The 26,892-nt window shown below is 59.3% G+C and carries 24 protein-coding genes, 1 tRNA gene and 1 pseudogene; 14 read left to right on the top strand and 12 right to left on the bottom strand.

Annotation, left to right across the window (positions count from 1 at the left end):
* Nucleotides 1–61: 61 nt before the first annotated feature.
* Nucleotides 62–619, bottom strand: a complete 558-nt coding sequence (locus ABK249_RS07740) for a DUF308 domain-containing protein (RefSeq protein WP_227704273.1) — start codon at nucleotides 617–619, stop codon at nucleotides 62–64.
* Between the two features lie 140 nt (nucleotides 620–759).
* On the opposite strand from ABK249_RS07740, the gene ABK249_RS07735 reads away from it, so the two are divergent.
* On the top strand, nucleotides 760–1,368 hold the full coding sequence (locus tag ABK249_RS07735) for a TetR/AcrR family transcriptional regulator (protein ID WP_037157053.1): 609 nt from the start codon (nucleotides 760–762) through the stop codon (nucleotides 1,366–1,368).
* A gap of 53 nt (nucleotides 1,369–1,421) precedes the next feature.
* Here the strand turns inward: ABK249_RS07735 and ABK249_RS07730 are convergent.
* From ABK249_RS07730 to ABK249_RS07720, 3 genes and pseudogenes are all read right to left on the bottom strand, one after another.
* A pseudogene (locus ABK249_RS07730) lies at nucleotides 1,422–2,294 on the bottom strand (HlyC/CorC family transporter); the annotation flags it as partial.
* Between the two features lie 11 nt (nucleotides 2,295–2,305).
* Complete coding sequence (gene aroB / locus ABK249_RS07725; protein WP_037157049.1) at nucleotides 2,306–3,448, bottom strand: 3-dehydroquinate synthase; 1,143 nt, start codon at nucleotides 3,446–3,448, stop codon at nucleotides 2,306–2,308.
* A complete protein-coding gene (locus ABK249_RS07720) occupies nucleotides 3,445–4,044 on the bottom strand; it encodes a shikimate kinase (protein WP_037157333.1) in 600 nt (199 codons plus the stop codon). Before ABK249_RS07720 ends, aroB begins: the two co-directional genes overlap by 4 nt.
* Before the next feature lie 146 nt (nucleotides 4,045–4,190).
* On the opposite strand from ABK249_RS07720, the gene ABK249_RS07715 reads away from it, so the two are divergent.
* The 5 genes from ABK249_RS07715 (at nucleotide 4,191) to ABK249_RS07695 (ending at nucleotide 8,020) form a co-directional block, all read left to right on the top strand.
* Nucleotides 4,191–4,349 (top strand): hypothetical protein, encoded by a 159-nt coding sequence (locus ABK249_RS07715; RefSeq protein ID WP_037157047.1) that lies wholly within the window; start codon nucleotides 4,191–4,193, stop codon nucleotides 4,347–4,349.
* Nucleotides 4,350–4,361: 12 nt separating this feature from the next.
* On the top strand, nucleotides 4,362–5,306 hold the full coding sequence (gene xerD, locus ABK249_RS07710) for a site-specific tyrosine recombinase XerD (protein ID WP_348862543.1): 945 nt from the start codon (nucleotides 4,362–4,364) through the stop codon (nucleotides 5,304–5,306).
* A gap of 63 nt (nucleotides 5,307–5,369) precedes the next feature.
* Nucleotides 5,370–6,323 carry an acetyl-CoA carboxylase carboxyltransferase subunit alpha gene (locus ABK249_RS07705; RefSeq protein WP_348862542.1) on the top strand — a complete coding sequence of 318 codons (954 nt, stop codon included), beginning with the start codon at nucleotides 5,370–5,372 and terminating at the stop codon, nucleotides 6,321–6,323.
* A 180-nt stretch (nucleotides 6,324–6,503) separates the two neighbouring features.
* Nucleotides 6,504–7,790 carry a L,D-transpeptidase family protein gene (locus ABK249_RS07700; protein WP_348862540.1) on the top strand — a complete coding sequence of 429 codons (1,287 nt, stop codon included), beginning with the start codon at nucleotides 6,504–6,506 and terminating at the stop codon, nucleotides 7,788–7,790.
* Nucleotides 7,787–8,020 (top strand): sulfurtransferase TusA family protein, encoded by a 234-nt coding sequence (locus tag ABK249_RS07695; RefSeq protein ID WP_227704277.1) that lies wholly within the window; start codon nucleotides 7,787–7,789, stop codon nucleotides 8,018–8,020. The genes ABK249_RS07700 and ABK249_RS07695 overlap by 4 nt, the downstream gene beginning before the upstream one ends.
* A 6-nt stretch (nucleotides 8,021–8,026) precedes the next feature.
* On the opposite strand, the gene ABK249_RS07690 is transcribed toward ABK249_RS07695, so the two are convergent.
* Both ABK249_RS07690 and ABK249_RS07685 read right to left on the bottom strand, forming a co-directional pair.
* A complete protein-coding gene (locus ABK249_RS07690; RefSeq protein WP_348862539.1) occupies nucleotides 8,027–9,190 on the bottom strand; it encodes a CobW family GTP-binding protein in 1,164 nt (387 codons plus the stop codon).
* 13 nt (nucleotides 9,191–9,203) lie between these two features.
* Nucleotides 9,204–10,322, bottom strand: coding sequence for a D-alanyl-D-alanine carboxypeptidase family protein (locus ABK249_RS07685; protein WP_227704279.1), 1,119 nt, complete (start codon nucleotides 10,320–10,322; stop codon nucleotides 9,204–9,206).
* Nucleotides 10,323–10,478: 156 nt separating this feature from the next.
* On the opposite strand from ABK249_RS07685, the gene ABK249_RS07680 reads away from it, so the two are divergent.
* Nucleotides 10,479–11,642, top strand: coding sequence for a M20 aminoacylase family protein (locus ABK249_RS07680; RefSeq protein ID WP_227704280.1), 1,164 nt, complete (start codon nucleotides 10,479–10,481; stop codon nucleotides 11,640–11,642).
* Nucleotides 11,643–11,698: 56 nt separating this feature from the next.
* A tRNA-Arg gene (locus ABK249_RS07675) sits at nucleotides 11,699–11,775 on the top strand.
* Between the two features lie 226 nt (nucleotides 11,776–12,001).
* Here ABK249_RS07675 and katG read toward each other — a convergent pair.
* Together katG and denD are read right to left on the bottom strand one after the other, a co-directional pair.
* Complete coding sequence (gene katG, locus ABK249_RS07670) at nucleotides 12,002–14,188, bottom strand: catalase/peroxidase HPI (RefSeq protein WP_348862557.1); 2,187 nt, start codon at nucleotides 14,186–14,188, stop codon at nucleotides 12,002–12,004.
* A 679-nt stretch (nucleotides 14,189–14,867) separates the two neighbouring features.
* Nucleotides 14,868–15,854 carry a D-erythronate dehydrogenase gene (denD, locus tag ABK249_RS07665; RefSeq protein WP_348862537.1) on the bottom strand — a complete coding sequence of 329 codons (987 nt, stop codon included), beginning with the start codon at nucleotides 15,852–15,854 and terminating at the stop codon, nucleotides 14,868–14,870.
* A 174-nt stretch (nucleotides 15,855–16,028) separates the two neighbouring features.
* On the opposite strand from denD, the gene ABK249_RS07660 reads away from it, so the two are divergent.
* The 6 genes from ABK249_RS07660 to ABK249_RS07635 all read left to right on the top strand — a co-directional run bounded on the left by ABK249_RS07660 (nucleotide 16,029) and on the right by ABK249_RS07635 (nucleotide 22,452).
* Nucleotides 16,029–17,474, top strand: a complete 1,446-nt coding sequence (locus tag ABK249_RS07660) for an FAD-binding oxidoreductase (protein ID WP_348862536.1) — start codon at nucleotides 16,029–16,031, stop codon at nucleotides 17,472–17,474.
* Between the two features lie 27 nt (nucleotides 17,475–17,501).
* A complete protein-coding gene (locus tag ABK249_RS07655; RefSeq protein ID WP_152601270.1) occupies nucleotides 17,502–18,221 on the top strand; it encodes a FadR/GntR family transcriptional regulator in 720 nt (239 codons plus the stop codon).
* Between the two features lie 141 nt (nucleotides 18,222–18,362).
* Complete coding sequence (locus ABK249_RS07650; RefSeq protein ID WP_052183094.1) at nucleotides 18,363–19,568, top strand: fumarylacetoacetate hydrolase family protein; 1,206 nt, start codon at nucleotides 18,363–18,365, stop codon at nucleotides 19,566–19,568.
* Nucleotides 19,569–19,585: 17 nt separating this feature from the next.
* A complete protein-coding gene (locus ABK249_RS07645) occupies nucleotides 19,586–20,119 on the top strand; it encodes a TRAP transporter small permease (protein ID WP_227704283.1) in 534 nt (177 codons plus the stop codon).
* A complete protein-coding gene (locus tag ABK249_RS07640) occupies nucleotides 20,119–21,396 on the top strand; it encodes a TRAP transporter large permease (protein WP_348862535.1) in 1,278 nt (425 codons plus the stop codon). The genes ABK249_RS07645 and ABK249_RS07640 overlap by 1 nt, the downstream gene beginning before the upstream one ends.
* Nucleotides 21,397–21,444: 48 nt before the next feature.
* Complete coding sequence (locus tag ABK249_RS07635; RefSeq protein ID WP_348862534.1) at nucleotides 21,445–22,452, top strand: TRAP transporter substrate-binding protein; 1,008 nt, start codon at nucleotides 21,445–21,447, stop codon at nucleotides 22,450–22,452.
* A gap of 58 nt (nucleotides 22,453–22,510) precedes the next feature.
* Here the strand turns inward: ABK249_RS07635 and ABK249_RS07630 are convergent, their stop codons facing one another.
* The 4 genes from ABK249_RS07630 to ABK249_RS07615 form a co-directional block, all read right to left on the bottom strand.
* On the bottom strand, nucleotides 22,511–23,386 hold the full coding sequence (locus ABK249_RS07630; protein ID WP_348862556.1) for a DMT family transporter: 876 nt from the start codon (nucleotides 23,384–23,386) through the stop codon (nucleotides 22,511–22,513).
* A gap of 50 nt (nucleotides 23,387–23,436) precedes the next feature.
* Nucleotides 23,437–24,639 carry a mandelate racemase/muconate lactonizing enzyme family protein gene (locus ABK249_RS07625; RefSeq protein ID WP_348862533.1) on the bottom strand — a complete coding sequence of 401 codons (1,203 nt, stop codon included), beginning with the start codon at nucleotides 24,637–24,639 and terminating at the stop codon, nucleotides 23,437–23,439.
* A gap of 185 nt (nucleotides 24,640–24,824) precedes the next feature.
* The gene (locus ABK249_RS07620) at nucleotides 24,825–25,541 is read right to left on the bottom strand and encodes a response regulator transcription factor (RefSeq protein WP_037156966.1); all 717 of its coding nucleotides are present in this window, start codon (nucleotides 25,539–25,541) and stop codon (nucleotides 24,825–24,827) included.
* Nucleotides 25,538–26,776, bottom strand: coding sequence for a GAF domain-containing sensor histidine kinase (locus tag ABK249_RS07615; RefSeq protein WP_037156964.1), 1,239 nt, complete (start codon nucleotides 26,774–26,776; stop codon nucleotides 25,538–25,540). The genes ABK249_RS07620 and ABK249_RS07615 overlap by 4 nt, the downstream gene beginning before the upstream one ends.
* Between the last annotated feature and the right edge of the window lie 116 nt (nucleotides 26,777–26,892).

The raw sequence follows: 26,892 nt of genomic DNA, 5'->3' as shown, positions 1-26,892 counted from the left end.
CTGTATTTCTTCTTCCGGCGGCGGCAATTAACAAGTTTGCCGTCGCCGGACCAGGCAGTGCCTATGCATATTTTCTGCGATAGGCTGCGACGACAAGCCAGATTGCCGAAAGCAGGAAATAAAAAGCGCCGAACCCGACATAGGGTACGACGTCCAGGATGGTCGGCGCCGCCGTGCCAAGGGATCGGCTGATCATGAAGCCGCCGGCGAGGGCCGACTGCGCACCGCTCAGGATCATCACCCATTGCGCGCCATAGGCACGCCAGCGCCTTACCCCCGTGTACAGTTGAAGCAGACCCGAAAGGATCGCCCAGACCCCAAACACGGCCAGGACGGCGTATGTACCATTACTGACCGCCACGATGACGGCGAGCGTCGTTATCATGCTGACCACGACATTTAATGACTGGGACGGGTTGACCTTTAGGCCGCCGTTTGTCCGGGCATCAACCAGATTGGCGAGCGCATCCCACAACGGGTAGATCACCAGCAGAAACGTGGCGGGGCCGGGTTGCGCACTGAAGAGAATGGCGGCGGCAATCCAGGCAATGGAGAATGTGGCGCGTACGAAATAATAGGATCGCAGCCAGTTGGATTGGGTGGAAGATTGGCTTTGCATTGACAGGCTCCTAATTGTTGACTACCTACTAGTAGGAAGATGAATCCTCTAGATCAACCCGACGCTCAAACACTTCCTTGTGAAAAGCGGGAGCGCCGCAACATTCTTGACAATCTGCCTATCAGAAGGTAGGCATCGGTATGAAATCAATGACTTCGACTTCGGAAAAAATTCTCGACATCGCGCAGTCTCTCATTGTCACGGGAGGCTATAACGGGTTCAGCTATGCCGACATCTCGGCTGCGATCGGCATCAGGAAGGCGAGCATTCACCATCATTTTCCGACGAAGGCCGAGCTGGTCTCGGCGCTGGTGGATCGCTACAGGCACCAGGCGGAAGCGGGCTTGAAGTCCTTGCGCGAGCAGGTCTCAAACCCTGCCGAACAACTGCAGTCCTACATGAACTATTGGCAGTCATGCATTCGGGATGCCTCGTTACCCTTCTGCGTCTGCGCGATGCTCGCCAGCGAGATGCAGATGCTGCCGGAAGGCGTTGCATCACGCGTCCGCGCCCATTTCCATGGTCTTGCAGGATGGCTCACCTCGGTGCTGCAGGCAGGAGTGGAGCAGGACCTGTTCCGGCTGGACAACCGACCGGAAGAGGAAGCCCAATTGCTGATGGCCTCGGTTCATGGGGCAATGCTATCCGCAAGAGCTTTCGACGATACCCGATTGTTCATCGCAATCGTCGCCCCCCAGATCGCCAGGCTGCGAGCACCGGATTACGCGGAAACTGTCGCACAAAAGTAGCCAGCAGGCGAATACGCAGGGGCCGCCCCGACGACCCTCAAGATTACTGAAGGCTACTCCGCCGGCAATGTAGCCTCGTCCGCCGGTCGTATCCTCAGCCGTGTAATGCGGTTCTTCTCGCGCTTCATGACGATGAAGCGCTTGTCATAGAAGGTGAAGGCCTGCCGCTCCTCGGGGATGAGTTTCGATTCATGAATGACAAGGCCGGCAATCGTCGTCGCTTCGGCATCCGGTAAGTTCCAGTCGAGCGCGCGGTTCAAATCGCGGATCGGCACCGATCCATCGACGACGATCGATCCGTCCGCCTCTTGGCGCACACCTTGAATCTCGATGTCGTGCTCGTCGGCAATGTCGCCTACGATCTCTTCAAGGATGTCCTCCAGCGTCACGATGCCCTGTACCTCGCCATATTCGTCGACGACGACGGCAAAATGCACCTTGCGGCGCAGGAAGGCATTGAGCTGATCCTTGAGGCTGGTGCTGTCCGGCACGAACCACGGTTTTTGGGCGATCTTGACGATGTCGATATTGTCCAGCTGCGCATTCGGCTCGGCAAGCGCGCGCAGCAGATCCTTGGCATGCACGATGCCGATGATGTTCTCCGTCGAATTGCGCCAGACGGGCATGCGCGTATAGGGGCTTTCCAGGACGGTGCGAACAGCCACGTCCGGCGGATCGTCGGCATTGACCGCCCGCATCACGGTGCGATGCTTCATGACATCGGAGACTTCCAGCTCTTCCAGCTCGAAGAGGCTGCTCAATCGATCCCGGTCCGGCCTCTCGAAATTGCCCTCGCGATGGATCGCGTCGAGCGCAGCATGCAGGTCGTCGTGGTTCGAAAAAGCAAGCGTCTCAGGAGAGAGCGAAACACCGAACAGACGGAGAAGTCCGCGAATCAACGCGTTGACGGCACGCGACAACAGCCCTCCCATCGACGTCATTTCGGTCGCTTTTCCTCCAGAAAACTCAAGACTTCGGACGATGGCACGTCGTTCGCGATAAAGGACTGGCCGATGCCATGCGTGAGGATGAAGGTGAGCTTGCCGCCCTGGACCTTCTTGTCCTGCGCGATCGCCTCGAGCAATTTTTCAGTCGGCGGCAGCTTGCCCGGGATATCGCTCATCGAAGTCGGCAAACCGACGGCCTTCAGGTGGGCCTCGACCCGCCCGGCATCGTCCGGGCTTGCGAGATTGAGCCTCGCCGAGAACTGATGCGCCAACACCATGCCGATCGCAACACCCTCTCCATGCACGAGCCTCTTGCTATCATATTCGGTCGCCGCTTCCAGCGCATGGCCGAACGTGTGGCCGAGATTGAGAAGCGCTCGGCGGCCCGTTTCCCGCTCGTCCTCGACGACGACATCGGCCTTCGCCTGACAGCTCACCGCGATCGCTTCGATCCGCTCCGGACCGCCTTCGAAGACCTCTCTCCAGTGCTTTTCCAGCCAGACGAAGAAATCCGGCTTGTCGATCAGCCCGTATTTCGCGACTTCCGCATAACCGGCGCGGAACTCCCGCTCGGAAAGCGAGTCGAGCGCGGCGGTATCGGCAAGCACGAGGCTCGGCTGGTGGAAAACACCGAGCAGGTTCTTGCCGTGATGGGTGTTGATGCCGGTCTTGCCACCGACGGAGGAATCGACCTGCGCCAGAAGCGTGGTCGGGATCTGCACGAAACGCACCCCGCGGCGAACGATGCCGGCGGCAAAGCCGGCAAGATCGCCGATCACCCCGCCGCCAAGCGCAATCACGCAATCGTTACGCTCTATGCGGGCCGAAAGCACCATATCGGTGACGGTTGCCAGATGTTCGAGGCTCTTCGTCTTCTCACCCGCAGGCAGCGTCAGGGAGACCGCTTCGATACCGTCGGTCTGCAGGCTGTCCATCAGGGCTTCGAGATAAAGCGGATCCACATGTTCGTCGGTGACGATCGCCGCCTTGCGGCCCTTGAGCCGCGACGTGATCTCGCCCCCGGCCCGCGAAATCAGGCCGGGACCGATCAGAATGTCGTAGGCGCGGTCGCCGAGCGGCACATGCACAAGCCGCTCCAGGGATCGCTCGGGAGATCGGGAAGATACGTTCATCGCAGTTCACTTTCACTGGAATGATCGGCCATGCCGACAATGGCGGACAGCACTTCGTTGACCATGACATCCTTGCGGACATTCCCCGACTGGACGGTCAGATCCGCATCGGCATACACCGGATAACGCTGGATCATCAGGTTTTCGAGCGTTTGTTTCGGATTCTCGGTCTTGAGCAACGGCCTATGGTCGCGTTTGCTGACACGCTCCCACAAGACATCCAGATCGGCTTTCAGCCAGATGGAAATGCCGCCGTTCTTGATTTGCCTTCGCGTATTCTCGTTGATGAAGGCGCCCCCGCCGGTCGAGATCACGCGCGGTCCATTCCTCAACAGGCGCTCGATGACGCGGGTCTCGAGTGAGCGGAACTCCGCCTCACCATAGGCCGCGAACAGCTCGCTGATGGTCATGCGGGAGACTTTCTCGATCTCCGCGTCCGTATCCACGAACGGGATGGAAAGGCTCTGCGCAACAAGCCGACCGATCACCGACTTGCCGGCGCCCATCAGACCGACAAAGACGAGATTGCGCTTGCCGAGAACGGCACGCGCCTTTTCGCTGAGGGTCGGTGCGGCGGAGGTTGCAGCTTCTGTCATCGTCAGGTCCGTTTCGAACACGGTATCGACAAATGCCGGGGCAGCGTCAAGCCGTCGCAATACCTAAAGACAGCGGAGGATTGTTTGTTCTTGTTCTTCCATAAACCTTTATCGATATAGTGCGACGCAACCTTGTGGAGTTCCGGATGCCCACCCTTTTTCGTTTCCTCTTCGTGCTGGCGGTGATCGCAGGCATCGTTTATGGAAGCATGGTGGCGCTCGTCATGCTGGTGGAGCCGCGCGAACGCGATGTGACGGTGCGCATTCCTTCCGAGCGGCTGAACCCGGCATCACCTCAACGATAACGGCAAACGGACATGGTCGATCTTTCCCGCGCCCATATCGAGGCCTTTCTCGAAATGATGAGCGCCGAGCGGGGCGCGGCCGGCAACACGCTCGCCTCCTACGAGCGCGACCTCGAAGACCTGCATTCCTTCCTTGCCTCGAGCCGGAAAACTCCGCTCACCGCCGAAAGTGCCGATCTTGCGGCCTATCTCGCTCATCTGAGCAAACAGGGGTTTGCGGCCTCGTCCCAGGCGCGGCGGTTGTCGGCCATGCGGCAATTCTACAAGTTTCTCTATGCGGAAGGCCTGCGCGGCGACGATCCGACCGCAATCCTCGAAGCGCCTAAAAAGGGCCGCCCGCTGCCCAGGACCATGAGCGAGGATGATGTGACCCGGCTGCTGGAACTTGCGGCGAAGGAGGCGGCAGAGCCTGGGCCGGACCAACTTTCCCGCCTCAGGATGCTGGCGTTGCTCGAACTTCTCTATGCCACCGGCATGCGCGTCAGCGAACTCGTTTCGCTGCCCATCAAGGTCCTGGACCAGGAAGGCCGTTTCCTGATGATCCGTGGCAAGGGAAACAAGGAACGGCTGGTACCGCTCTCCCGCTCGGCCATTGCCGCGCTGAAATCCTATGGCGAAGCCCGCGCTGCCATGGTTGCCAGGACCGGAGACAGCCCCTGGCTTTTCCCGTCGTCCGGCAAAGAGGGTTATCTTCCCCGGCAGGTCTTCGCGCGCGACTTGAAAAGCGTCGCCGCTCGGGCCGGTCTCAGAACCACGACAATCTCGCCGCATGTGATGCGCCATGCCTTCGCAAGCCACCTCCTTCAGAACGGAGCGGACCTCCGCGTAGTGCAGGAATTGCTTGGCCATTCAGACATTTCCACCACGCAGATTTATACGCATGTTCTGGAAGAACGGCTGCGTGAGCTTGTTGAAATGCATCACCCTCTTGCAAAACAGGCCAAAAACCGGGATTAGAGGCCCGACCGCAACGGGGAACTCCGCGTTCCTGAGCTAAGAAGTAACGGGAAACCGGATCTCATGCAGACTTATCTCGATTTCGAAAAGCCAATCTCGGATCTCGAGGGGAAGATCCATGAGCTGAAAAAGCTCGCCTCGGAAGACGAGAGCATCGATACGTCCGAGGAGATCACGAGGCTCGAGGCCCGCGTCAGGGAAGCGACCAGGGAGGTTTACGCCAAGCTCGGAGCCTGGGAAAAGACGCAGGTCGCGCGGCATCCGCAGCGTCCGCATTTCACCGACTATTCGACCCGGCTGTTTACCGATTTCACGCCGCTCGCAGGCGACCGCAACTTCGGCGAGGATGCCGCGATCCAGGCGGGTCTTGCCCGCTTCAACGGCATGCCAGTCGCAATCATCGGCCAGGAAAAGGGCCATGATACGAAGACGCGCCTCAAGCACAACTTCGGCAGCCCCCGTCCGGAAGGCTATCGCAAGGCGATCCGCGTCATGGAAATGGCCGGCCGCTTCGGCCTGCCGGTGATCACGCTGGTCGATACTGCAGGCGCCTATCCGGGCGTCGGCGCCGAAGAACGCGGCCAGGCGGAAGCCATCGCCCGTTCGACCGAAATGTGCCTGGCCTTGAAGGTGCCGATGGTTTCGGTCGTCATCGGTGAAGGCGGTTCCGGCGGAGCAATCGCGATCGCCACGGGTAACCGTGTCTACATGCTCGAACATGCGATCTATTCGGTGATTTCGCCGGAAGGTGCCGCCTCCATCCTCTGGCGTGATTCGACCCGCGCCCGGGAAGCCGCCACGAACATGAAGATCACGGCGGACGACCTGAAGGCGCTTGGCATCATCGACGGCATTATTCCCGAACCGCTCGGCGGAGCGCACCGCGAACCGGATACCGTGATCGCCTCGACCGGCAAGGTGATCGCTTCAGCCCTTGACGATCTGGGGCAACTGTCCGGCGACGAACTCAGGTCCGCGCGTCGGCAGAAGTTCCTCGATATTGGCCGCAATCTCTAATCCGTGGACGGCTGCCGCTGAAATTGCCAAATTTGGCCACATTGCTGTAAACAGTGATGTTGGGCGGTTTTGCTGGACAGACGGATAGAAGCGGTTAAGAAGATGTAAAGATTACCGCTTTATTGATCGAAGTCCCGTACCGATCCCGGTCGGCTTTCGAAATCCATGTGGTCCGTTCCGATGCGTCTGATGAAACACATCGCCTTCGCTCTTCTCGTGGCAACCGCGCTGACGGGCTGCAATGACACGCTCGATTCGGCAAGCACCGATCTCAAGAGAGTCAAGAACAAGGTCGAGCAGCCTCTGCCTTCCCGCATCCTTGCGGAGATGCAGAAGAAGAACATGCCGCGCAATTCGCCGATCATGGTCCGCATCCTCAAGGAAGAGGGTAAGCTGGAGGTTTGGAAGGCAAGGGCCGACAACCGCTTCGAGGTGATCAAGAGCTACGACATCTGCGCCTGGTCCGGAAAGCTTGGTCCGAAGGTCAAGGAAGGCGATCGCCAGGCTCCTGAAGGCTTCTATAACCTGACGCCGGCGCATCTGAACCCCTACTCGAAATACTATCTCGCCATCAATACCGGCTTCCCGAACCGCTACGACCAGGCGAACAGCCGCACCGGATCCAACCTGATGATCCATGGAGCCTGCTCGTCATCCGGCTGTTATTCCATGACGGACGAACAGGTTCTGGAAATCTATGCTTTCGCCCGCGACGCCTTCAAGGGCGGCCAGACGACCATTCAGCTCCAGGCTCTTCCCTTCCGCATGACCGCGGAGAACATGGTCCGCCACCGCGACAATTCGAACTATGACTTCTGGAAGATGTTGAAGGCCGGCTACGATAATTTCGAAGTCACCAAGCGCCCGCCGGAAGTCGCCGTCTGCGAAAAGAAATACGTCTTCAACCAGCAGGTGGAAGGCAACGGCACGTTCAACGCAGCGTCCGCCTGCCCGGCCATGTCGACCCCGCCCGCGCTGGTGGCCGCATTGGCCTCCTATGGAAAGACCTATGACCTCGCCTATCAGAAGGCCCTCGACAAGTTCGACGGCAAGGTCTGGTACGAGCCTTCCGAAGCGGAACGCAAGGCGGTTGTCGCCGAGAAACGCAAGGGCCGCGACCTGGCCTACGCGCCGACCGGTACCTCGCTCGAAGCCGGCAAGCTGATGAGCCAATCGGAATTCAAGGCGATGATGGAGAAACGCATGGCTGCGCAGAACAAGCCGGCCAATACCATGCTCGCTTCTGCCGCTCCCTCGCCGCGTGCCTCCTCCGCCGCCGAGCGGATGAAGCAGGACCGCCTGCCGACAGCTAGCACGCCGCCTCAGACACCGGCTCCCACCGTAGCAACCGCTCAAGGGACGACAACCGTTCCGATCCCGGAACAGAACCCGCTTGCCTATGCGGCACCGCAGCAGGTCACGGAAGTCAAGAAGAAGCCGTTCTGGAAATTCTGGAGCACGGAATGAATTCCACCGCTGACGGCCTCTACGACCTGAGAGGCCTGAAGTGTCCCCTGCCCGTGCTGAAAACGCGGCGGCGGCTGAAAAGCATGGAAAGCGGTGCGGAACTCCTGATCGAAACCACCGACCCGCTGGCCGGCATCGACATCCCGCATTTCTGCACCGAAGAAGGTCATGCGCTCATCCGCTCGGAAAAGACCGGAGCCGGCCACCGTTTCCTGATCCGTAAGGGATAGGCGGATTTACATCCGGAGCCCGGGAACGGAGAGCGGATTCTCTTCCAGCGCCGCTCGATCTGGCCGGTCGATACGCGGTTGTCCGGTGAAAGCGGCGAACAGATCCGATACGAAAGCCTCCGGCAGGTCCTGTGTGATCAGCACCATGCGGGTGCGGCGACCGGAACCTTCCGGCCATTTCGGCAACCGCTGCGGGGGATGGAATACGCTCTGCACCCCGTGCAGCACGAGCGGCCGGTCCGGATTGTCCGAGAGCGCCACGACCGCCTTCATCCTGAGCAGCTTTTCCCCATGCGCCGAGCGCAGCAGATCGACGAACATCTCGATCGCCATCGGATCGATCGGCTTGTCGTGGATGATCGAGAACGAGCGGATATTCTCGCCGTGGCGGGTCACATCATGATGATGGTGGTGATGGTGCCCATGCCCATGATGATCGTGTCCGTGATGTTCATGGTCGTGATGGTGATCATGATGCTCTTCGGCATCGTTCGCTATCTCGTCGTGCAGCCAGCGATCCACGTCAGCGATCTTGGTCGCCGGATCGTAGAGCCCGTTTTCCAGAATCGACGCCGTACCGGCTTCCGCGCCGTCACCATCGACGACCGGCGCGCGCGGATTGAGCGTCGCGAGCCTGGATTTGAGGGCGGCAATCTGGGCTGCATCGGCCATGGAAAGTTTGGAGATGATGAGCCGGTCGGCGACCGCTGCCTGTTTCACCGCCTCCTGATGACGATCAAGCGTCGAGAGCCCGTTGACCGCGTCCACCACCGTGATCACGCCGTCAAGCTCGAAATTCTGCGCGATCACGGGATTGCCCATGACCGATTGCATGACAGGAGCGGGATCGGCTAGGCCGGTCGTCTCGATCACCACGCGGCGGAAGGGCTTCAGCCGGCCGGTCTGGATGCCATCCATCATATATGCCAGCGAATCGACCAGTTCGCCGCGGACGGTACAGCAGAGGCAGCCGTTGGAAAGTTCCACCAGGGCGTCACCCGAAGCCTCGACCAGGAAATTGTCGATACCGACTTCGCCGAACTCATTGATGATGACGGCAGTGTCGCTTGTCCCCGGGTCCTTGAGGATGCGGTTGAGCAGCGTCGATTTTCCCGCACCGAGAAAGCCGGTGAGGATGGAGACCGGAATCCGGCCGCGGATAGAGGACATCAACTATTCCACTTCAGAATGTCGGGCGGGGCTGCGGGATCGGCACATTGGCGATCTCTTTCCTGCCCTTGGTGGATGCGACCTTGTCTTTGGCGGGTGCAATGTCCTCGCCTCCGAACAGAACGCCCGCGAAGCTGTAGACCGGCGGCCTGGTCATCTCGTGAATATAGGGCGAGTGCAGCACCATGCGGCCGGCATCGTCGCGATTTTCGCTGCGCACCTTGGCTGCCTTGGGATTGCAGATCTCCGCGCTGACATCGTTGACGGCGGCCGTGTCGCCATAAGGAGCCAGAGAGGCAAGCGGCACGCCCTGGCTCGGCGAAGATGTCAGTCCCTGTTGCAGAAGATTGGCCGTATCGTCCGCACGGCCGGCCAGGCTGTCCGACCCCAGCACGACGGAAATCACCGTGCGGCCGTCACGCGTCGCCGAGCCGACCTGGTTGAAGCCGGAGGCGCAGATGAAACCGGTCTTCATGCCGTCCGCGCCATCAAAACGGCCGATCAGCGTATTGAAGTTGGTATACTGCTTGTTGCCGGTATCGATGCCTTCCAGCGAGAAATAACCCTGGTATTCCGGAAAATCCTGTTTCAGCCGGAGAGCCAGCAGTGCAAGGTCGCGGGCTGTCGTATACTGGCCCTTTCCCGGCAGTCCATGCGGGTTGATGAAATGCGTCGACGTCATGCCAAGGGCCTTGGCCTGCGCATTCATCATCGCCACGAACTGGTCGGCCGAACCGCCAACGGTCTCGGCAACCGCGACGGCCATGTCGTTGGCCGATTTCACAAGCAGTATCTTCAGCGCGCTGTCCATGGTGAGCCTGGAGCCGGGCTTGAAATACATCTTGCTTGCCGGCTGCTCGGTCGCCTTCTTGCTCATGACCACCGGCGTATCGAGCGTGAGCTTGCCGCTCTTCAGCGCCGTGAAGGTGACATAGGCCGTCATGAGTTTGGTCAGCGAGGCGGGATACCACTTGAGGAAGGCATCCTCGTGGGCAATCACCCTGCCCGTCCTCACGTCGACCACCATCTTCGGCTTGGCAGCGGCACTTCCAGCCGACAGGAGCAAGCCGAAGGCCGTGAAAGCGGAAATCAGCCGGGCAGTGGCCCCAGGTCGAACGGGTGAAATCGGCAAGGTCGTCCCTCGTTGTTGCGGCTTAACGAGTGTGGCGCATATGCGGCCTATGTGGCCAAGCAATGGCAAAGAAGATTGATTGCGTCAATCAGGACAGGCACTATCTGCAGGGGAGGACGATTCATAACCGCGTGAGCAACAAAAACAGGGAACCCTATGCCAATCTTGAACCGGGCCGCCGAGCTTCAGACCGAAGTCAGCAGATGGCGACGATATCTTCACGAAAATCCCGAAATTCTTTACGACGTCGAGAACACCGCCTCTTTCGTTGAACAGAAGCTGAAAGAATTCGGTGTCGACGAGGTAATCACCGGCATCGGCCGGACCGGCGTCGTCGGCATCATCCACGGCAAAGGCCCGGCTAGCCGCACGATCGGGCTTCGTGCAGACATGGACGCTCTGCCGCTCGATGAAATCACCGGCAAGGCCTGGGCTTCGAAAACACCCGGCAAGATGCATGCCTGCGGCCATGACGGGCACACGTCCATGCTGCTGGGTGCGGCGAAATACCTCGCCGAAACCCGCAACTTCAACGGCAGCGTTGTCCTCATCTTCCAGCCTGCGGAGGAAGGTGGCGCCGGCGCACTGGCGATGATCGAGGACGGCATGATGGAGCGCTTCGGTATCGAGGAAGTCTATGGCATGCACAACATGCCGGGCATTCCGGTCGGCCAGTTCGCCATCCGCAAGGGAGGCATCATGGCCGCGCCCGACCGCTTCACCATCACCATCAAGGGCCGCGGCGGCCATGCAGCCCAGCCGCACAAGACGATCGACCCGATTTTCATCGGCTCGCAGCTCGTCGGCAGCCTGCAGGCGATCGCTGCCCGGAATGCCGATCCGCTACGCTCGGTCGTCATCTCCGTGACGCGCTTCGACGCCGGTACGACGCACAACATCATCCCGGATGAGGCAACCCTCTGGGGTACGGTCAGGACGCTGAGCGAGGAGACGCGTGATCTTGCTGAGATGCGTATCCGCCAGATCGTGGAGGGTATCGTCAGTGCACATGGCGCGGAAGCGAACATCGAATATGAACGCAGATGTCCGGTCACCACGAATCATGATCAGGAGACGGAACATGCAATCAGTGTCGCGACCGGGGTTGTCGGCGTCTCCAACGTGGACACCAATGTCGATCCCGCGATGGCCGGCGAGGATTTTGCCTTCATGTTGAAACGGCGGCCCGGCGCCTTCATCTTCATTGGCAACGGCGATACGGCAGCTCTCCACAATCCGCATTACGACTTCGACGATGAGGCGATCCCTTACGGCATTTCCTATTGGGTGCGGCTCGCCGAGCAGCGATTGACGGAGTAAAGCTGCGGAAAAGACTTGGCTAAATCGGGCGGCTTTTGTATGGATGTCGCCTGAGTGGTCCCGTAGCTCAGCAGGATAGAGCACCAGATTCCTAATCTGGGGGTCGCGCGTTCGAATCGCGCCGGGATCACCAACCCAACCGGGATGTTCCCTGTAGGCGCGGAGCCGGTTGAGCTCCCGGATACCTTCGTCCAAAACTGCCGATGACATATGTGGGATGATTGACCATCATCTTCTTCACGTCGCGCCGCCTATGCGCCTTACGATCCGGCTGCCTGCGAGATCCGGGGAGGAAATCCAATCCGGCGAGGGATGCCTGGGCGTGGCCGAGAAGCCGCGCCCAGGCAGGGCTTTTGTCATCAGATCAGATCAAAACGATCGGCGTTCATGACCTTGTTCCAGGCGGCAACGAAGTCCCTCACGAACTTTTCCTTGGCATCGGACTGGGCATAGACTTCGGCGATGGCCCGAAGTTGAGAATGCGAGCCAAAGATGAGGTCCACGCGCGTGCCGGTCCACTTCGGCGCCTTCGTCTTCCGATCGTGCCCCTCATAGACGCCGTCCTTGCCGGGAACCGGCGCCCATTCCGTACTCATGTCCAGCAGGTTGACGAAGAAGTCGTTCGTCAGGGTTTCGGGTTTGTCAGTGAAGACACCATGCTCCGGCTGTCCGGCCTTCAGCACGCGCAGGCCGCCGACGAGCACCGTCATTTCCGGTGCAGTCAGCGTCAGCAGTTGGGCCCGGTCTACAAGAGCCTCTTCCTGCTGCATGAACTGTATCCTGCCGTTATTGACATAGTTGCGGAAACCGTCGGCACGCGGTTCGAGCGGCGCGAAGGAAACGGCGTCGGTCTGTTCCTGCGATGCATCCATGCGGCCCGGCGTGAACGGTACGGTGATGTCGTATCCGGCGGCCTTGGCAGCCTTCTCGACACCCGCAGCGCCGGCAAGAACGATCAGGTCGGCGAGCGAGATCTTCTTAGCGCCGGTCTGGGCAGCGTTGAAGTCCCTCTGGATGCCTTCGAGGACGCCAAGAACCCTGGCGAGCTGTGCCGGCTGGTTCACGTCCCAGTCCTTCTGCGGGGCAAGGCGAATGCGTGCGCCATTTGCACCGCCACGCTTGTCGGAACCACGGAAGGTCGAGGCCGAAGCCCAAGCGGTCGAGACCAGTTCCTGCACCGAAAGGCCGGCGGCAAGGACCTTGGCCTTCAAGTCGGCGACGTCCTTTTCGTCCACGAGCTGGTGGTCGACGGCCGGGATCACGTCCTGCCAGATCAGGTCCTCGGCCGGCACTTCCGGGCCGAGGTAACGCACCTTCGGTCCCATGTCGCGATGGGTCAGCTTGAACCATGCACGGGCGAAGGCATCGGCGAACTGATCCGGGTGCTCGAGGAAACGACGCGAGATCTTTTCATAGGCAGGATCGAAGCGCAGCGACAGGTCGGTGGTCAACATGGTGGGGACATGTTTCTTCGACACGTCATAGGCATCCGGGATGGACGCCTCCGCGTTCTTCGCCTTCCACTGATACGCACCGGCCGGGCTTTTCGTCAGTTCCCATTCGCAGTTGAAGAGGTTCTCGAAGAAGTAGTTGCTCCACTTCGTCGGGGTCTGCGTCCAAGTCACTTCAGGACCGCCGGTGATGGCATCCTTGCCGACACCGGTGCCGAACGTGCTCTTCCAGCCGAGTCCCTGGTCTTCGATAGCGCCGCCTTCCGGCTCGGCGCCGATGAAGGACGGATCGCCGGCACCGTGTGTCTTGCCGAAGGTGTGGCCGCCGGCAATCAATGCCACGGTCTCTTCGTCGTTCATCGCCATGCGGGCGAAGGTCTCGCGGATGTCGCGCGCGGCGGCAACCGGATCGGGATTGCCGTTCGGACCTTCCGGATTGACGTAGATGAGGCCCATCTGGACGGCCCCGAGCGGCTCTGAGAGCTGCCGTTCACCGCTATAGCGTTCATCGCCCAGCCAGGTGCCTTCCGGACCCCAGAAGAGCTCTTCCGGCTCCCAGGCATCGGCGCGACCGCCAGCGAAGCCAAAAGTCTTGAAGCCCATCGATTCCAGGGCAACATTGCCCGTGAGTATCATCAGGTCCGCCCAGGAAATCTTGTTGCCGTATTTCTGCTTGATCGGCCACAGCAGGCGGCGGGCTTTGTCGAGGTTGGCGTTGTCCGGCCAGCTGTTGAGCGGAGCGAAACGCTGCTGGCCGGCGCCGGCGCCGCCGCGGCCATCGGTGATGCGATAGGTGCCGGCACTGTGCCAGGCCATGCGGATGAACAGGCCGCCGTAGTGGCCGAAATCTGCCGGCCACCAGTCCTGTGAATCCGTCATCAGCGCATGAAGGTCTTTCTTCACAGCGTCGAGATCGAGCGTCTTGAATTCTTCGGCATAGTCGAACGCCTTGCCCAGGGGATCGGACAGGCCAGAATTCTGATGAAGAATCTGGACGTTGAGCTGGCTAGGCCACCAATCGCGGTTGGATCTGCCGCGAGGTGTATGGCCATGTGCGACGGGACATTTGCCCGCGCTGTCGGTTTTGGTGTCCATCATTTCCTCCTTGATTTCTCAATATCTGCATCCAGGGGAGTAGCGTCCGCCGACCAATCGGCTAGCTTCAGCTCAATATCGACCTTTTGTATGAAGTTCACACGTGCAAGATTTTGGGCCTCCGCTCGGTTAAGCAAGAGACACCGGCGATCACCTTCCCTTGCCTTCCTTCATATCGGAAGCGACTGATAAATTTAAGTTGGATTTACTGATCGTTGCGATAAGAAGGCCTTATGAAAAATTATGCCTGCCGTCATGGTCGATCACCCGCCGGCAGCAAGAGAGCGATCGGATCTCGCTTCCGATTGAAAAGCAGGTCTTGGCGCAGCCTATACTCACATCCATAGGCATCATCGGCATTTCCTCACCATCGATGAAACATACGGCACACCACCGCCGGGCGGTGTTGTGTCAGCGATCGTCAGATTGGTGATGAAGACCCCACCGGAATGCACCATGTCGATATGCACTCCGTCATGATCGGCAGCAACATGGGTGTCAGGAGGATGGCGCCGCCGATCCTTCGATCGCCTTACCGATGATAATCAGCACCATACTGATGAGCACCGGCATCGTCAGCGGATCGAACGTGTCGCAGTCGTAGCTGATACGAGAACGCGGCTATGCGGCTTCTCATCTCCAAATGCCGGATCCAGCCGAAACAGCCGCATTCTCGCGTTCAACCGCCAATGGACACCAACTCGTCCTCGATGTGAACCCGGATGATTTCGTCGAAATTTTTCTCAGCCGTAAAGCCCAATGCCGTAGCCCGCTTCGCTTCGAACCCGGGCGCCCACCCCGCGACCATCTTCATGATCATCTCGTCCGGAACGCGCCGGATCAGTCGCACCGCCCTTTCGCCTGCCGCACGACGGAGCGCTTCGATCTGTTCGCCGACCGTGGCGCTGACACCGGGCATGGAAAGGTTGCGATGTGGTCCGACCTCATCAAGGTCCAGTTTTGCCGCGTGGATCAGATAACCGACAGCCGATCGGGGCGATGTATGCCAGTGGCGTACATCTTCCGATACCGGCAGGATTGCCTCCTGCCCGATCAGCGGCTCGCGCAGAATATTGGAGAAGAAACCCGATGCGGCCTTGTTCGGCTTGCCCGGTCGGATGCAGACGGTTGGCAGGCGAATGCCGATGCCGTCGAAGAAACCGCGGCGCGTGTAGTCGGACAGAAGCAGTTCCGATATGGCCTTCTGCGTGCCGTAGCTGGTGAGCGGCGTAAGGTGAAAATCATCGGGAATCGGGAAAGGTAGTGGCGCGCCCACAACCGCGATCGATGACGTGAAGATGACGCGCGGCCCGTACCCATCCTGGTTATGCGCGACGCGGACAGCATCAAAGAGATAGCGCGTGCCGTCCAGATTCACCCGGTATCCCTTATCGAAATCGAGCTCGGCTTCCGCGGAAACGATCGCTGCGAGATGGAAGATCATGTCCGGCCTGGATTCGATGAGCTGCTCAGCCTCTCCGGGGGCGGAGAGATCGGCTTTCCGCGTCACGACGCTTCCGCCAAAACCTTCCGGATGTTCCGGCTCCACGACATCCACCAGTGTCAGCTTCTCGATGGGTTTCTCGCCGATGCCGCCATCTGCAATGAGGCGCGCCGCAAGTTTGCGACCTACCATACCGGCCGCTCCGATAATCAAGATATGCATGAAACCTCCCGTTTCCGCTGGCGCCGCTCATCTTCGCAGCTTTGAGAAATTATCTTGTATGGTTGTCTGATAACCTTATATGCTTCATTTGGAAATAGGATAGTTGGACGTGCCGCGCATGACGCAGAACGAAATCGACCATCCTTGGGGCGAATGATCCGAAGGATTAAGAGCATGACAGTCGCGGAAACGGATGGGATTGGTGAGCACCGCCTCGCCCTGCAGTCGGCGCTTGGGGATGATATTGTCCTGACTGATGCCGACGCGATGGCGCACTATTGCCGCGATTGGCACGGCGATGTGACAAGCGGTGCGGTCGCTGTCCTCAGGCCGCGGTCCACGGAAGATGTCGCCGCGTCCGTGAGGATTTGCCGTGAGCTTGGGCTCGGGATCGTTCCGCAGGGGGGTAACACCGGCCTTGTTCTGGGTGCCATTCCCGATATGCCGGAACGGCATGTCGTCCTAAGCCTTGAACGCATGAATCGCATTCGGAAGATCGACGCGGACGACTTTTCAGCCGTGGTAGAGGCCGGCTGCATCCTTTGGGAAATGAAGGAGGCAATCGCCGAGAAAGGTATGTTCTTTCCTCTGGCGCTGGGCGCGCAGGGAAGTTGCCGGATCGGCGGCAATGTCTCCACCAACGCAGGCGGCATCAACGTGCTCAAGTACGGCATGACGCGCGAGCTCGTCCTCGGGCTGGAGGTCGTCCTGCCGGACGGTTCGATCTTCGACGGGCTTTCCACCCTTCGCAAGGATAACCGTGGTGTCGACCTCAAGCAGCTCTTCATCGGCGCAGAAGGCACGCTCGGCATTATCACAGCGGTTTCCATCAAGCTGATGCCTTATCCGGACAAGGTCGCAACCGCTCTCCTCGGCCTTGCTTCGCTGCAAGACGCGATCAGCCTGTATCGTCGCGCGCGGCGGGACTGCTGCGACCTGATGTCGGCCTTCGAATTCATGCCGCCGCTCGCCTTCACGCTGGCGCGCGAAGCGATGCCCGATCTGCCGATTCCCATCGCCCCCGATTACCCCGCTTATGTCCTGATGGAGATATCGGGTTCCGGCCTCGTCGACATTGACGATCTTATGCAGCGTTTCCTGGAGGGCGTCATGACGGATGGCCTGGTGGTCGACGGCACAATTGCCGCGTCGCAGGCCCAGGCCCGGAACCTCTGGCTGATCCGCGAGGGCATGAATGAAGGACAAGCCAGGCGAGGATCGCATATGCGCAGCGATATTTCTGTCTCGCTTTCGCAGCTCGCATCGTTCGTCGCCGATGCGGAAGCGGCTATCCTTCAGGCTCTTCCGGATTGCATCAGCGTATCCTACGGCCATGTGGGTGACGGCAATGTCCATCTGAATGTTCTGCCGCCCGCCGGACTGGCGCCGGATGAACGGGCCGAGCGCATCTACCGGGCAAAGACGGTGCTAAACGAGGTGGTCGACCGTTATCACGGCAGCATCAGCGCCGAGCATGGCATCGGACGCCTCAAACGGCCTGATTTCGACGCACGGCTACCCGAGACCCACCGAAAGCTATTGACCGCGGTCAAGCGCGCCATCGATCCGGGCCTGATGATGAACCCTGGATGCCAGTTGAATTTCCAGCCGAAGTCGTAGAAGACCTTTCGGGAAAGGAAGATGAAGGTGGCGGTGGCAGATTTCAGTCAGATCAGGCGAAGCGAACATCTCCCGGCGCGCATCGCCGCCGAGATAAGCCGCGAAATCAGCGAAGGCCGGATAGCACCGGGACAGAAACTTCCGACAGAGCATTTGCTGGCAAAGACGTTCGGCGTCAGCCGCTCCGTCGTGCGTGAGGCGATCGCGCAGCTCCGCAATGAAGGTCTGGTCGAGACCCGACAAGGCATCGGGGCCTTCGCCACGGAGATCGAGCGGCGCCAGTCGATCCGAATCGAACAGGGCAACCTCTCCGACCCCGATAGCTTCCGCAGCCTCTTCCAGTTGCGCATGGCCCTGGAGGTTGAAGCTGCGGGACTGGCGGCAATCCATCATACGCTTGATGATCTCGCCAAGCTAGATGAAGCACTGGCGCAGATGACGGGAGCCGAGAAATGGACCGAACAAGGCATCGTCGCCGATCTCGCCTTTCACCGTCTGGTCGCGTCCGCAACCCGGAATGAATATTTTCTCCAGTTCATCAGCTTCATTGCCGAGCGTATCCACGTCGCCATCAATGCCGCACGCGCGACTGCCATATTGGAAGAGATTGTGGAAATCACCATCGCCGAGCATGTCGCAATCCGCGATGCGATCGCCACACGTGATCCTGCGAAGGCGAAAAAAGTCATGCGCTATCATCTTGAGGGCGCTGCCAGCCGACTCAATCTGCAGCTGGAAATGCAATAGCATCCGGCCTTCGTTCGGGCCTCGTCATCTCTTAGATCGATCTATAATTTCGGGGATGGTTTGGTACACGCGCTGGACACGGTGAAAAAGTCACACTAAAACCTAGCAGAGAATGTTGTCAGACATCCTGACAATAGATCGATGGAGTGGAGGCTCGGCATCGATCAAGTGAAGGAGGATCATCGCGTGAATATCGAACGGGCGCTGGCTCCTGAATCCATACTGCCCCTGGATGCGGCGGATGCGCTGCTTGTCGGCCGCGCCTGGTCCAAGGCCCTAGGCGGTCCCTGCCCTGTCCTTCTCTCCTCAGGTCATCTGTTCGACCTTTCTCCGGTCGCGCTGACAATGTCGGGGCTTCTGGAAATCGAGGACCTCGCAAGCAAGCTGAAAGATACCTCGCGCTTCGCCGAGCTTGGCAGCCTCGCATCGTTTCTCGACGGCACTGCGGGCGAACTCCTTGCGCCCGCTGATCTGCAAGCGGTCAAGGCGGCCGGCGTCACCTTTGCCGATAGCATGCTGGAACGCGTCATCGAGGAGCAGGCGAAGGGTGATCCGCTGCGCGCCCAGGATATCCGCAGCCGGCTGGCGCCAGTCCTTGGCGATAATCTGAAAGGTCTCGTTGCGGGTTCGGAAAAAGCTGCGAGCGTCAAGGCCCTGCTGCAGGAAATGGGACTCTGGTCTCAGTACCTCGAAGTGGGCATCGGCCCTGACGCGGAAATCTTCACGAAAGCACAGCCGATGTCGTCGGTGGGTTGCGGGGCGCTCATCGGCATCCATCCGAAGTCCGATTGGAACAATCCCGAACCGGAAGTGGTGCTCGCGGTTACATCCAAAGGCAAGATCGTTGGCGCGACACTTGGCAACGACGTCAACCTGCGCGATTTCGAAGGCCGTTCTGCTCTGCTTCTCAGCAAGGCCAAGGATAACAATGCCTCTTGCGCCGTCGGCCCCTTCGTTCGCCTCTTCGATGGCAACTTCACCATCGATGACATCAAATCAGCGGAAATCTCGCTGGCGGTCGAGGGTACGGACGGTTTCATCATGACAGGCATCAGCCCCATGCAGGCAATCAGCCGCTCGCCGGAAAATCTTGTCTCCCAGCTTCTTAACCGCAACCATCAATATCCCGACGGCGTCCTGTTCTTCCTTGGCACCATGTTTGCACCGGTCAAAGACCGTCGCGGCAAAGGCCTTGGCTTCACCCATGAGATCGGTGATCGCGTGGAAATCTCGACGCCGAAGCTGGGGCGCCTAGTTAACTGGGTCGAACATAGCGACAACTGTCCCGAGTGGAATTTCGGCTTGACGGCGTTGATGAAGAATCTTGCCGGACGCGGCCTCTTGTGAGGAAAAGGGAGGAGCGAATGCAAAAGACGATCGATCTTTTTTATAAGTTTCTGGAACTGCTGCTGATCTTCCTGTTGTCGGGCATGGCACTCATGGTTTTCGTGAACGTCGTGCTCCGCTACGCATTCAATTCCGGCCTGACGGTGTCGGACGAAATGTCCCGTTACTTCTTCGTCTGGCTGACCTTCATCGGTGCCGTCGTCGGCTTCAGGGAATACGGCCACATGGGCGTGGAGACGGTGGTTGCGCTGTTCGGCCGCAAAGGCCGCATCGTCTGCATGATCGTCAGCAATCTCGTGATCATCGGCTGTTCTGGCATCTTCTTTTGGGGAACATGGAAGCAACTACCTATCAATGCCAGCATGAGCGCCCCGGTGACCGGCCTTTCCATGGCATGGGTCTATGGCATCGGCTTCTTTACAGGCGCCGGTTGCGTGATAATCGCGCTTGAACGCCTTGTTCGCCTTGTCACCGGTCGCGTGACCGAAAAGGAACTCGCCGCCTTCGCCGGCGAAGACATGTCCCTCGAACATCTTTCGGAGCGTGGCTGATGACCCTTCTTGTCTTCATCGCTTCACTGCTCGGAGCCATGGCGATCGGCGTTCCTGTCGCTTTTGCACTGATGTTCTGCGGTGTGATCCTCATGTGGTTCATGGGGATGTTCAACAGCCAGATCATAGCGCAGAACATGATCATCGGCGCGGACACGTTTACGCTTCTCGCCATTCCGTTCTTCATCCTCGCCGGCGAACTGATGAACTCCGGCGGCCTTTCGAAGCGCATCATCGAGTTCGCGATCGCCTGTGTGGGCCACATCCGCGGCGGTCTCGGTGTCGTCGCCATCATGGCGGCCGTCATCATGGCCAGCATTTCCGGATCGGCAGCTGCAGACACGGCAGCCCTTGCCGCGATCCTGATCCCGATGATGGCCAAGGCTGGATACAACGTGCCCCGATCTGGCGGCCTGATTGCCTCGGGCGGGATTATCGCACCCGTCATCCCACCCTCCATGGCCTTTATCGTCTTCGGTGTCGCCGCCAACGTTTCGATCACGCAGCTCTTCATGGCCGGCATCGTGCCGGGCCTCATCATGGGCCTCTCGCTTGTCGCCACGTGGCTGGTCGTCGTCCGCAAGGACAATGTCGCACCGCTGCCGAAGGCCTCCACCACTGACCGGCTCAGTGCCACCGGTCGCGCCCTCTGGGCACTTGGCATGCCGGTCATCATCCTCGGCGGGATCAAAGCGGGCGTGGTGACGCCTACCGAAGCTGCCGTCATCGCAGCGGCCTACGCCCTGTTCGTCGGGATGGTGGTCTATCGGGAGCTGAAACCAAAGGATCTCCCACGCGTCATCCTGCAAGCGGCAAAGACGACATCGATCATCATGTTCCTCGTCTGCGCGGCGCTCGTCTCCGCTTGGCTGATTACGGCTGCCAACATTCCGGCCGAGGTTACACGCTATATTGCGCCATTGATCGATCGGCCAAAACTTCTCATGTTCGTCATCATGCTGCTGATCCTCGTCGTCGGCACGGCACTCGATCTGACACCCACCATCCTGATCCTGACGCCGGTGTTGATGCCGATCATCAAGCAGGCGGGTATCGATCCGGTCTACTTCGGCGTTCTCTTCATTATGAACTGCTGTATCGGTCTCATCACGCCGCCCGTCGGCGTCGTGCTGAACGTCGTCAGCGGTGTGGGGCGCATTCCTCTGGGTAAGGTGGTAACCGGCATTCTGCCGTTCCTCGCAGCCCAGATCTGCGTACTTATGCTGCTCGTCCTGTTCCCAGACATCGTCATCGTGCCAGCACGCTGGCTGCATTGAGGGAATAAAGTCTCAACGTCTCAATCAACCATCCACGGGAGGATACTCATGAGACAACTTTTACTTGCAACAACCGCACTCGCATTCGCCGTTTCGGCATCCGCTCCGGCTTTCGCCGAATTCAACGAGCGCAATATCCGCGTCTCGAACGGCATCAACGCCGACCACCCGGTCGGCAACGGCATCAACGCGATGCAGACATGCCTGGATGAAAAATCCGGCGGGAAGCTAAAGCTCACCGCCTTCTGGGGCGGCGCGCTGGGCGGCGACCTTCAGGCCACCCAGGCTCTCCGTTCCGGCGTGCAGGAAGCTGTCGTAACGTCGTCTTCGCCGCTTGTGGGGATCGTCCCGGCACTCGGCGTCTTTGACCTGCCATTCCTCTTTGCCAATTCCGAGGAAGCCTACAAGGTGCTCGACGGCAAGTTCGGCGACATGATGAACGAGAAGCTCGACGCCGCCGGCCTCGTCAATCTGGCTTATTGGGAGAACGGCTTCCGGAACCTCTCCAACTCGGTCCGCCCGGTCAACAAATGGGAAGATCTGCAAGGCATGAAGGTTCGCGTCATGCAGAACAATATCTTCCTCGACACCTTCCAGAATCTCGGCGCCAATGCGACGCCGATGGCTTTTGGCGAGGTCTTCTCCGCACTTGAAACCAAGGCAATCGACGCACAGGAAAACCCCTACGTGACGATCGATACGTCGAAATTCTTCGAAGTGCAGAAATATGTGACCGAGACGAACCACGCCTATACGCCGTTCCTGTTCCTCTTCTCCAAGGCCATCTTCAACACCTATACGCCAGAAGAACAGACTGCCCTGCGTGAATGCGCGATTGTCGGCCGCGATGAGGAGCGCAAGGTCATCCAGGAACTCAACAAGAAGTCGCTGGAGAAGATCAAGGCGGAAGGCCTCGAGGTAAATGCGCTCTCCCCCGAGGAGCAGGAGCGCATCCGTGAAAAGTCCATGGTCGTCTACGAAAAGCACAAGGCGGAGATTGGGGCGGATGTCGTCGACGGCATTCTCGCCGAATTGAAGCAGATCCGCGGCAAGTAAGCGACAAGCCACTCGACAATCGGAAGCCTGCGGTTTCACCACCGCAGGCTTCCTGCTTTTATTCGGGGATGGACGGCAGGACTGTCTCGCGTTTCTTGAGCATCTGCTCGCGAATGAAGATGAACAGACCTGAAGCGACGATCAAGGCAGCCCCGATAAGCATGCTGAAACGGGGCACATCGCCAAAGAAAAGCCAGCCGAAAACCACCGCCCAGAGCAGCAATGTATATTGAAGCGGCGCGACAGTTGCTGCATCGGATATCTTGAGCGCCCGGTTCACCAGCATGTGTGCGGCCATGGCGACGATGCCGAGCAGTCCGAGAAGGACGAGATCACGGCTGGATGCGATCGGTGACCAGTCCACCGGCGCGAAAACGAGACCAGCCAGGCCTGCACCCGCGACCTGAAAGAAGACGAGGGTGCTGTCCGGCGTGCCCCGCAGGAAGCGGCCGGAAATCAGCATGAACGCAAAGGCCGCACTGCCGACAATCGAGATGATTGCCGGCATCGTGAACATGGCGCTGGAAGGCTCGAGCGTGATGATGACGCCGATGAAGCCGACAGCGATTGCCGTCCAGCGCCGCCAGCCGACCTTCTCTCCAAGCAGGAAGGGTGAGGCGGCCGCCACATAGATGGGCGCAGCCAGCCAATAGGTCATGACGTCTGCGAGCGGCAAATACATCACGGCGTAATAGAAGCAGAAGACCTCGGCTGTTGAGAACGCCACCCTGGCAAACTGCATAACCGGTCGGTCGACACTGAGAAGATTGCTCAGACCGGCCATCCAGACCATGGGAACAAGGATAACAAGCGCAGCAAGACTGCGGATCAGGATGACCTGGCCGAGCCCGTAGCTCGCGACAAGCCACTTCCCCATCGCATCGTTCAGGGCGAACATGAGCATGCCGAGAAGCATGAGAAACGGGCCGGTCATGCTCGTGATCCTGAGCGCCGTCGCGGTCGAAGTATTCATTCGGATTCACCTTAGAGATCGGATGCTTCAGAGGTCCGGCGGCTGACGGTGAAGGCACGGTCGAGCTCTGGATTGAGCGCCATGCCGAGACCAGGCCCCGGCGGCACGGTGATCATGCCGTTTTTCACCTCCGGCAGCGCCGTCACGAGATCGCGATACCAGGTGCGATAAAAGGCACGGACGCTCTCCTGCACCAGCGCATTCGGCGCATTGAGCGAAAGATGGGTGGAGGCGCAGAGAACGACCGGACCGGTGCAATCATGCGGAGCGACCGGCAGATGCCAGGCCTCAGCCATGGACGCTATTTTGCGCGCCTCGGAGAGCCCGCCGCACCAGGAAATGTCGAGCATGACGATGCCCGCCGCGCCAGTTTCAAGATAATCGCGAAAACCCCAGCGCGTTGCGAGCGTTTCGGAAGCCGAGATCGGCGCCGGCGACACTTCGGCGTAACGCTTCAGGCTGGAAAGGCTATCCATCTTGATCGGATCTTCGTGCCAGAAGGTCTTATAAGGCGCCAGCTCCTTCGCAATCTGCATGGCCGGCAGCAGCTGCCACATCGAGTGGAATTCCACCATGATATCGATCCGGTCGCCGACTGCATTGCGGATCTTCTCGAACGGCTGCAGCGCAAGCTTCAGATCGGAAGCGGAGATATACTGGCCTTTGGTCTTCTCAGCGGCCGCATCGAAGGGCCAGATCTTCATTGCTGTGATGCCCTCTTCGAGCAGCGACTCCGCCAATTCGTCGGCGCGATGCAGGAAGCCGTTCAAATCATCATAGGCCGTGCCGCCCGTCAGTCCGTAATTGGCTGTCGCCTGGCCGGTGTTTTTCTTGATATATTCGGTGCCTGCGCAGGTATTGTAGGTGCGGATTTCACTACGGCTGAAACCACCGAGAAGCTGCGCGATCGGCTGGCCTGTCGCCTTGCCAAAGATGTCCCACAGCGCGATGTCGAAGGCGGAATTGCCGCGCACCTCGGCTCCGGATGACCGGAAGCCGACATAACCGACAAGGTCCTGCGCGAGGAGATCGATCTGCAGCGGATCGCGGCCAATCACGCGCGGCGCGACATATTCGTGGATATAGCTTTCAACCGTTTCCGCACCAAAGAAGGTTTCACCGAGACCTGTGATTCCCTCGTCAGTATGGACGAGAACCCAGAGCAGGTTCGAGCGCTCCGCCACCCGCACAGTCTCCAGTCTGGTGATCTTCATGGCTCTCCTCCTTGATGAAATTCACGCGCGACCTTGCTAGGGGAAGATCGCCGATACTGGAAGGCGATTTCCTTCGAAAATCCGTCACAAAACTTAGTCGCTGCAAAATAGTGACGGCAGAACAACATCAATGCCGGTCGAGGCCACTGGATGCGAGATCTGCACCGGCGCCTAACCATATCCAATCAGGACTGTACAAAATCTCGTAACTCGCGTTCCGCCCTTTCCAGTGCGCTTGTATTCAAGATCTTTCGAAGAAGCGCCACGGCGACGGCTCGCATTCTGAGATTGTACCAGCCTTCATTCTGCGCGTTCGGTATCTGATAGATATCAAGTTTTTCATAAAGCTGCTGCAGGCGGTTCTGAACGCTTCGCAGTGAAAGCTTCTTTCGTTGGGCGATTGCCTTGTCTGTCAAGCCAAGTGCTACATCCACCAGAATCTCATATTCCGCGTCGCTCAATCCGTGGGCGTTTCCGAGGCTTTTCTGCTGAATTCCCCTCACTTCGCGATCGATCACACATTGGGATTCCATGAAGACGCTTCTAAGAGCCAACTTCAGCCGCTCGTCCGATGCGGATTTCAGGACATAGCCATAGGTCGCCCCTTCCGGAACGATCCTTGAAACACCCCGGACATAGGCCTCATCGGAATAGTTGGACCAGAACAGGATTTTGGTATCTGGCCTCTCCCGCCAGATCGTTCTGGCCGCTTCGATGCCATTGCGTTCGCTCATCTGCAGGTCCATGATCACATGTTCCATGCGCGACTTTCGGGCCTCGATCTCACCGCTTAGACCGTTTTCCGCCTCCAGCACCATGTCGCATTCCGGCAGTGCGGCACGCACTGCCTCATGCAGGTAGGACCGATGCAGCGGATCATCCTCGACGATCAGCACTTTCATGGTAAGTTCTCCGAAGTGTCGCTCTGATCGATCGGCAGCGTTACTCTAACCACTGTCCCCCGACCGCCGGTGTTCCGCCCGATTTCAAACCGCGCGGAAATCAAGCGTGCGCGCGTTTTCATGTTATCAATTCCATGGCCTGCCCTGTCACGCAGCTTTTTTATCCCTCCGCCATCGTCGATTACCTCGATCGATAACATCCGTTCGAATGTGCGCAGATGCACGAGGATTGATGTGGGTTGCCCGTGGCGAATCGCGTTGTTGACGGCTTCCTGGACGATCCGGAAAAGCGCCGTCGCCACCGTCTGCCCGATATTGAGAAGCGCCCCGTCGCTCTCATCGAGTATCCTCCACTCGACTGGCAGACCGCTCTCGCGCACGGAACGATCGAGATGGTTTTCGATCGCCTCCGTCACTCCGAACAGTTGCAGAACCGACGGTTTCGCCTCTTCGATGATCTGGCGAAGGTCGTGAAGGCATTGCTGCAACATGCGACAGAGCGGTTCCAGCGTTTCACCCGATATTTCCGAAAGGCTCGTCAGCCGTTCCATTCGCCGCGTCAGGCGCGTCAGGTCGGCAAGGGTCTGGTCATGCAGGTCCATGCCGATCCTCTGCCGTTCGATCTCCAGCGCCTCGGTCAGTTTCAAGGCGCCGAGTCTGAGCCCCTCTTCGCGGGCACGCGCTTCGGCTTCAACGATCGCCGAATGCTTGGCCTGCTCGGCGGCACGTAAGGCGAAGAAATAGGGAGCGAGCAGGTCAGCGATCGAACGAGCATTCTCGACATCCTGCATCGTATAGCTGTCAGCCTCGTGGATGGAGCAGCTCAACGCACCGATAATATCGCCCTGCACCCTCAGCGGCACATGCAGACGGCTGCGCAACGACAGTTCGATGATCGGGCTCGAAAAGGCTCCTTCGAAGTGAAACCGGGGGTCGGAGCAGGCGTCTGGTGACAGCAGGAAATCGACTTCCCCCGACAACAGGGTCCGGATGGGGCTACCGGTCAGCAGCGCCGGCGGCTGTCTGCTCCATGCGGTTTCAAGGCCGCTTTCGTAGGCGATGTGATATTTGCCGTCCAACATCTTGATACAGACATCGAGATGGTCATGCGGAATGATGTGGCTGATCTCGGCGGCGACCGCCTGTATGATGGAATGGAAATCGAGCTGGCCCGCCAGCAGCCGCGATATACCAAGATAGCGGTCGAAAAGCGTGCTTCGGGCCGAATCGAGCATGTCGGACCTCCTCCCAGTCCTCAACCTCATTAAGCGCCTTGCTGTCGGACTTGTCTTGCGGGAACCCGCAGATTCTGCGCGAATGCCCGCAAAAAGGTTGCTTGAATGCGCCTATA

It is taken from the genome of Neorhizobium phenanthreniclasticum, assembly GCF_040066075.1.
Lineage (GTDB): Bacteria > Pseudomonadota > Alphaproteobacteria > Rhizobiales > Rhizobiaceae > Neorhizobium > Neorhizobium petrolearium.
Note: the sequence above shows the minus strand (reverse complement) of the source record. Positions and strands in the feature narration are given on the sequence as shown.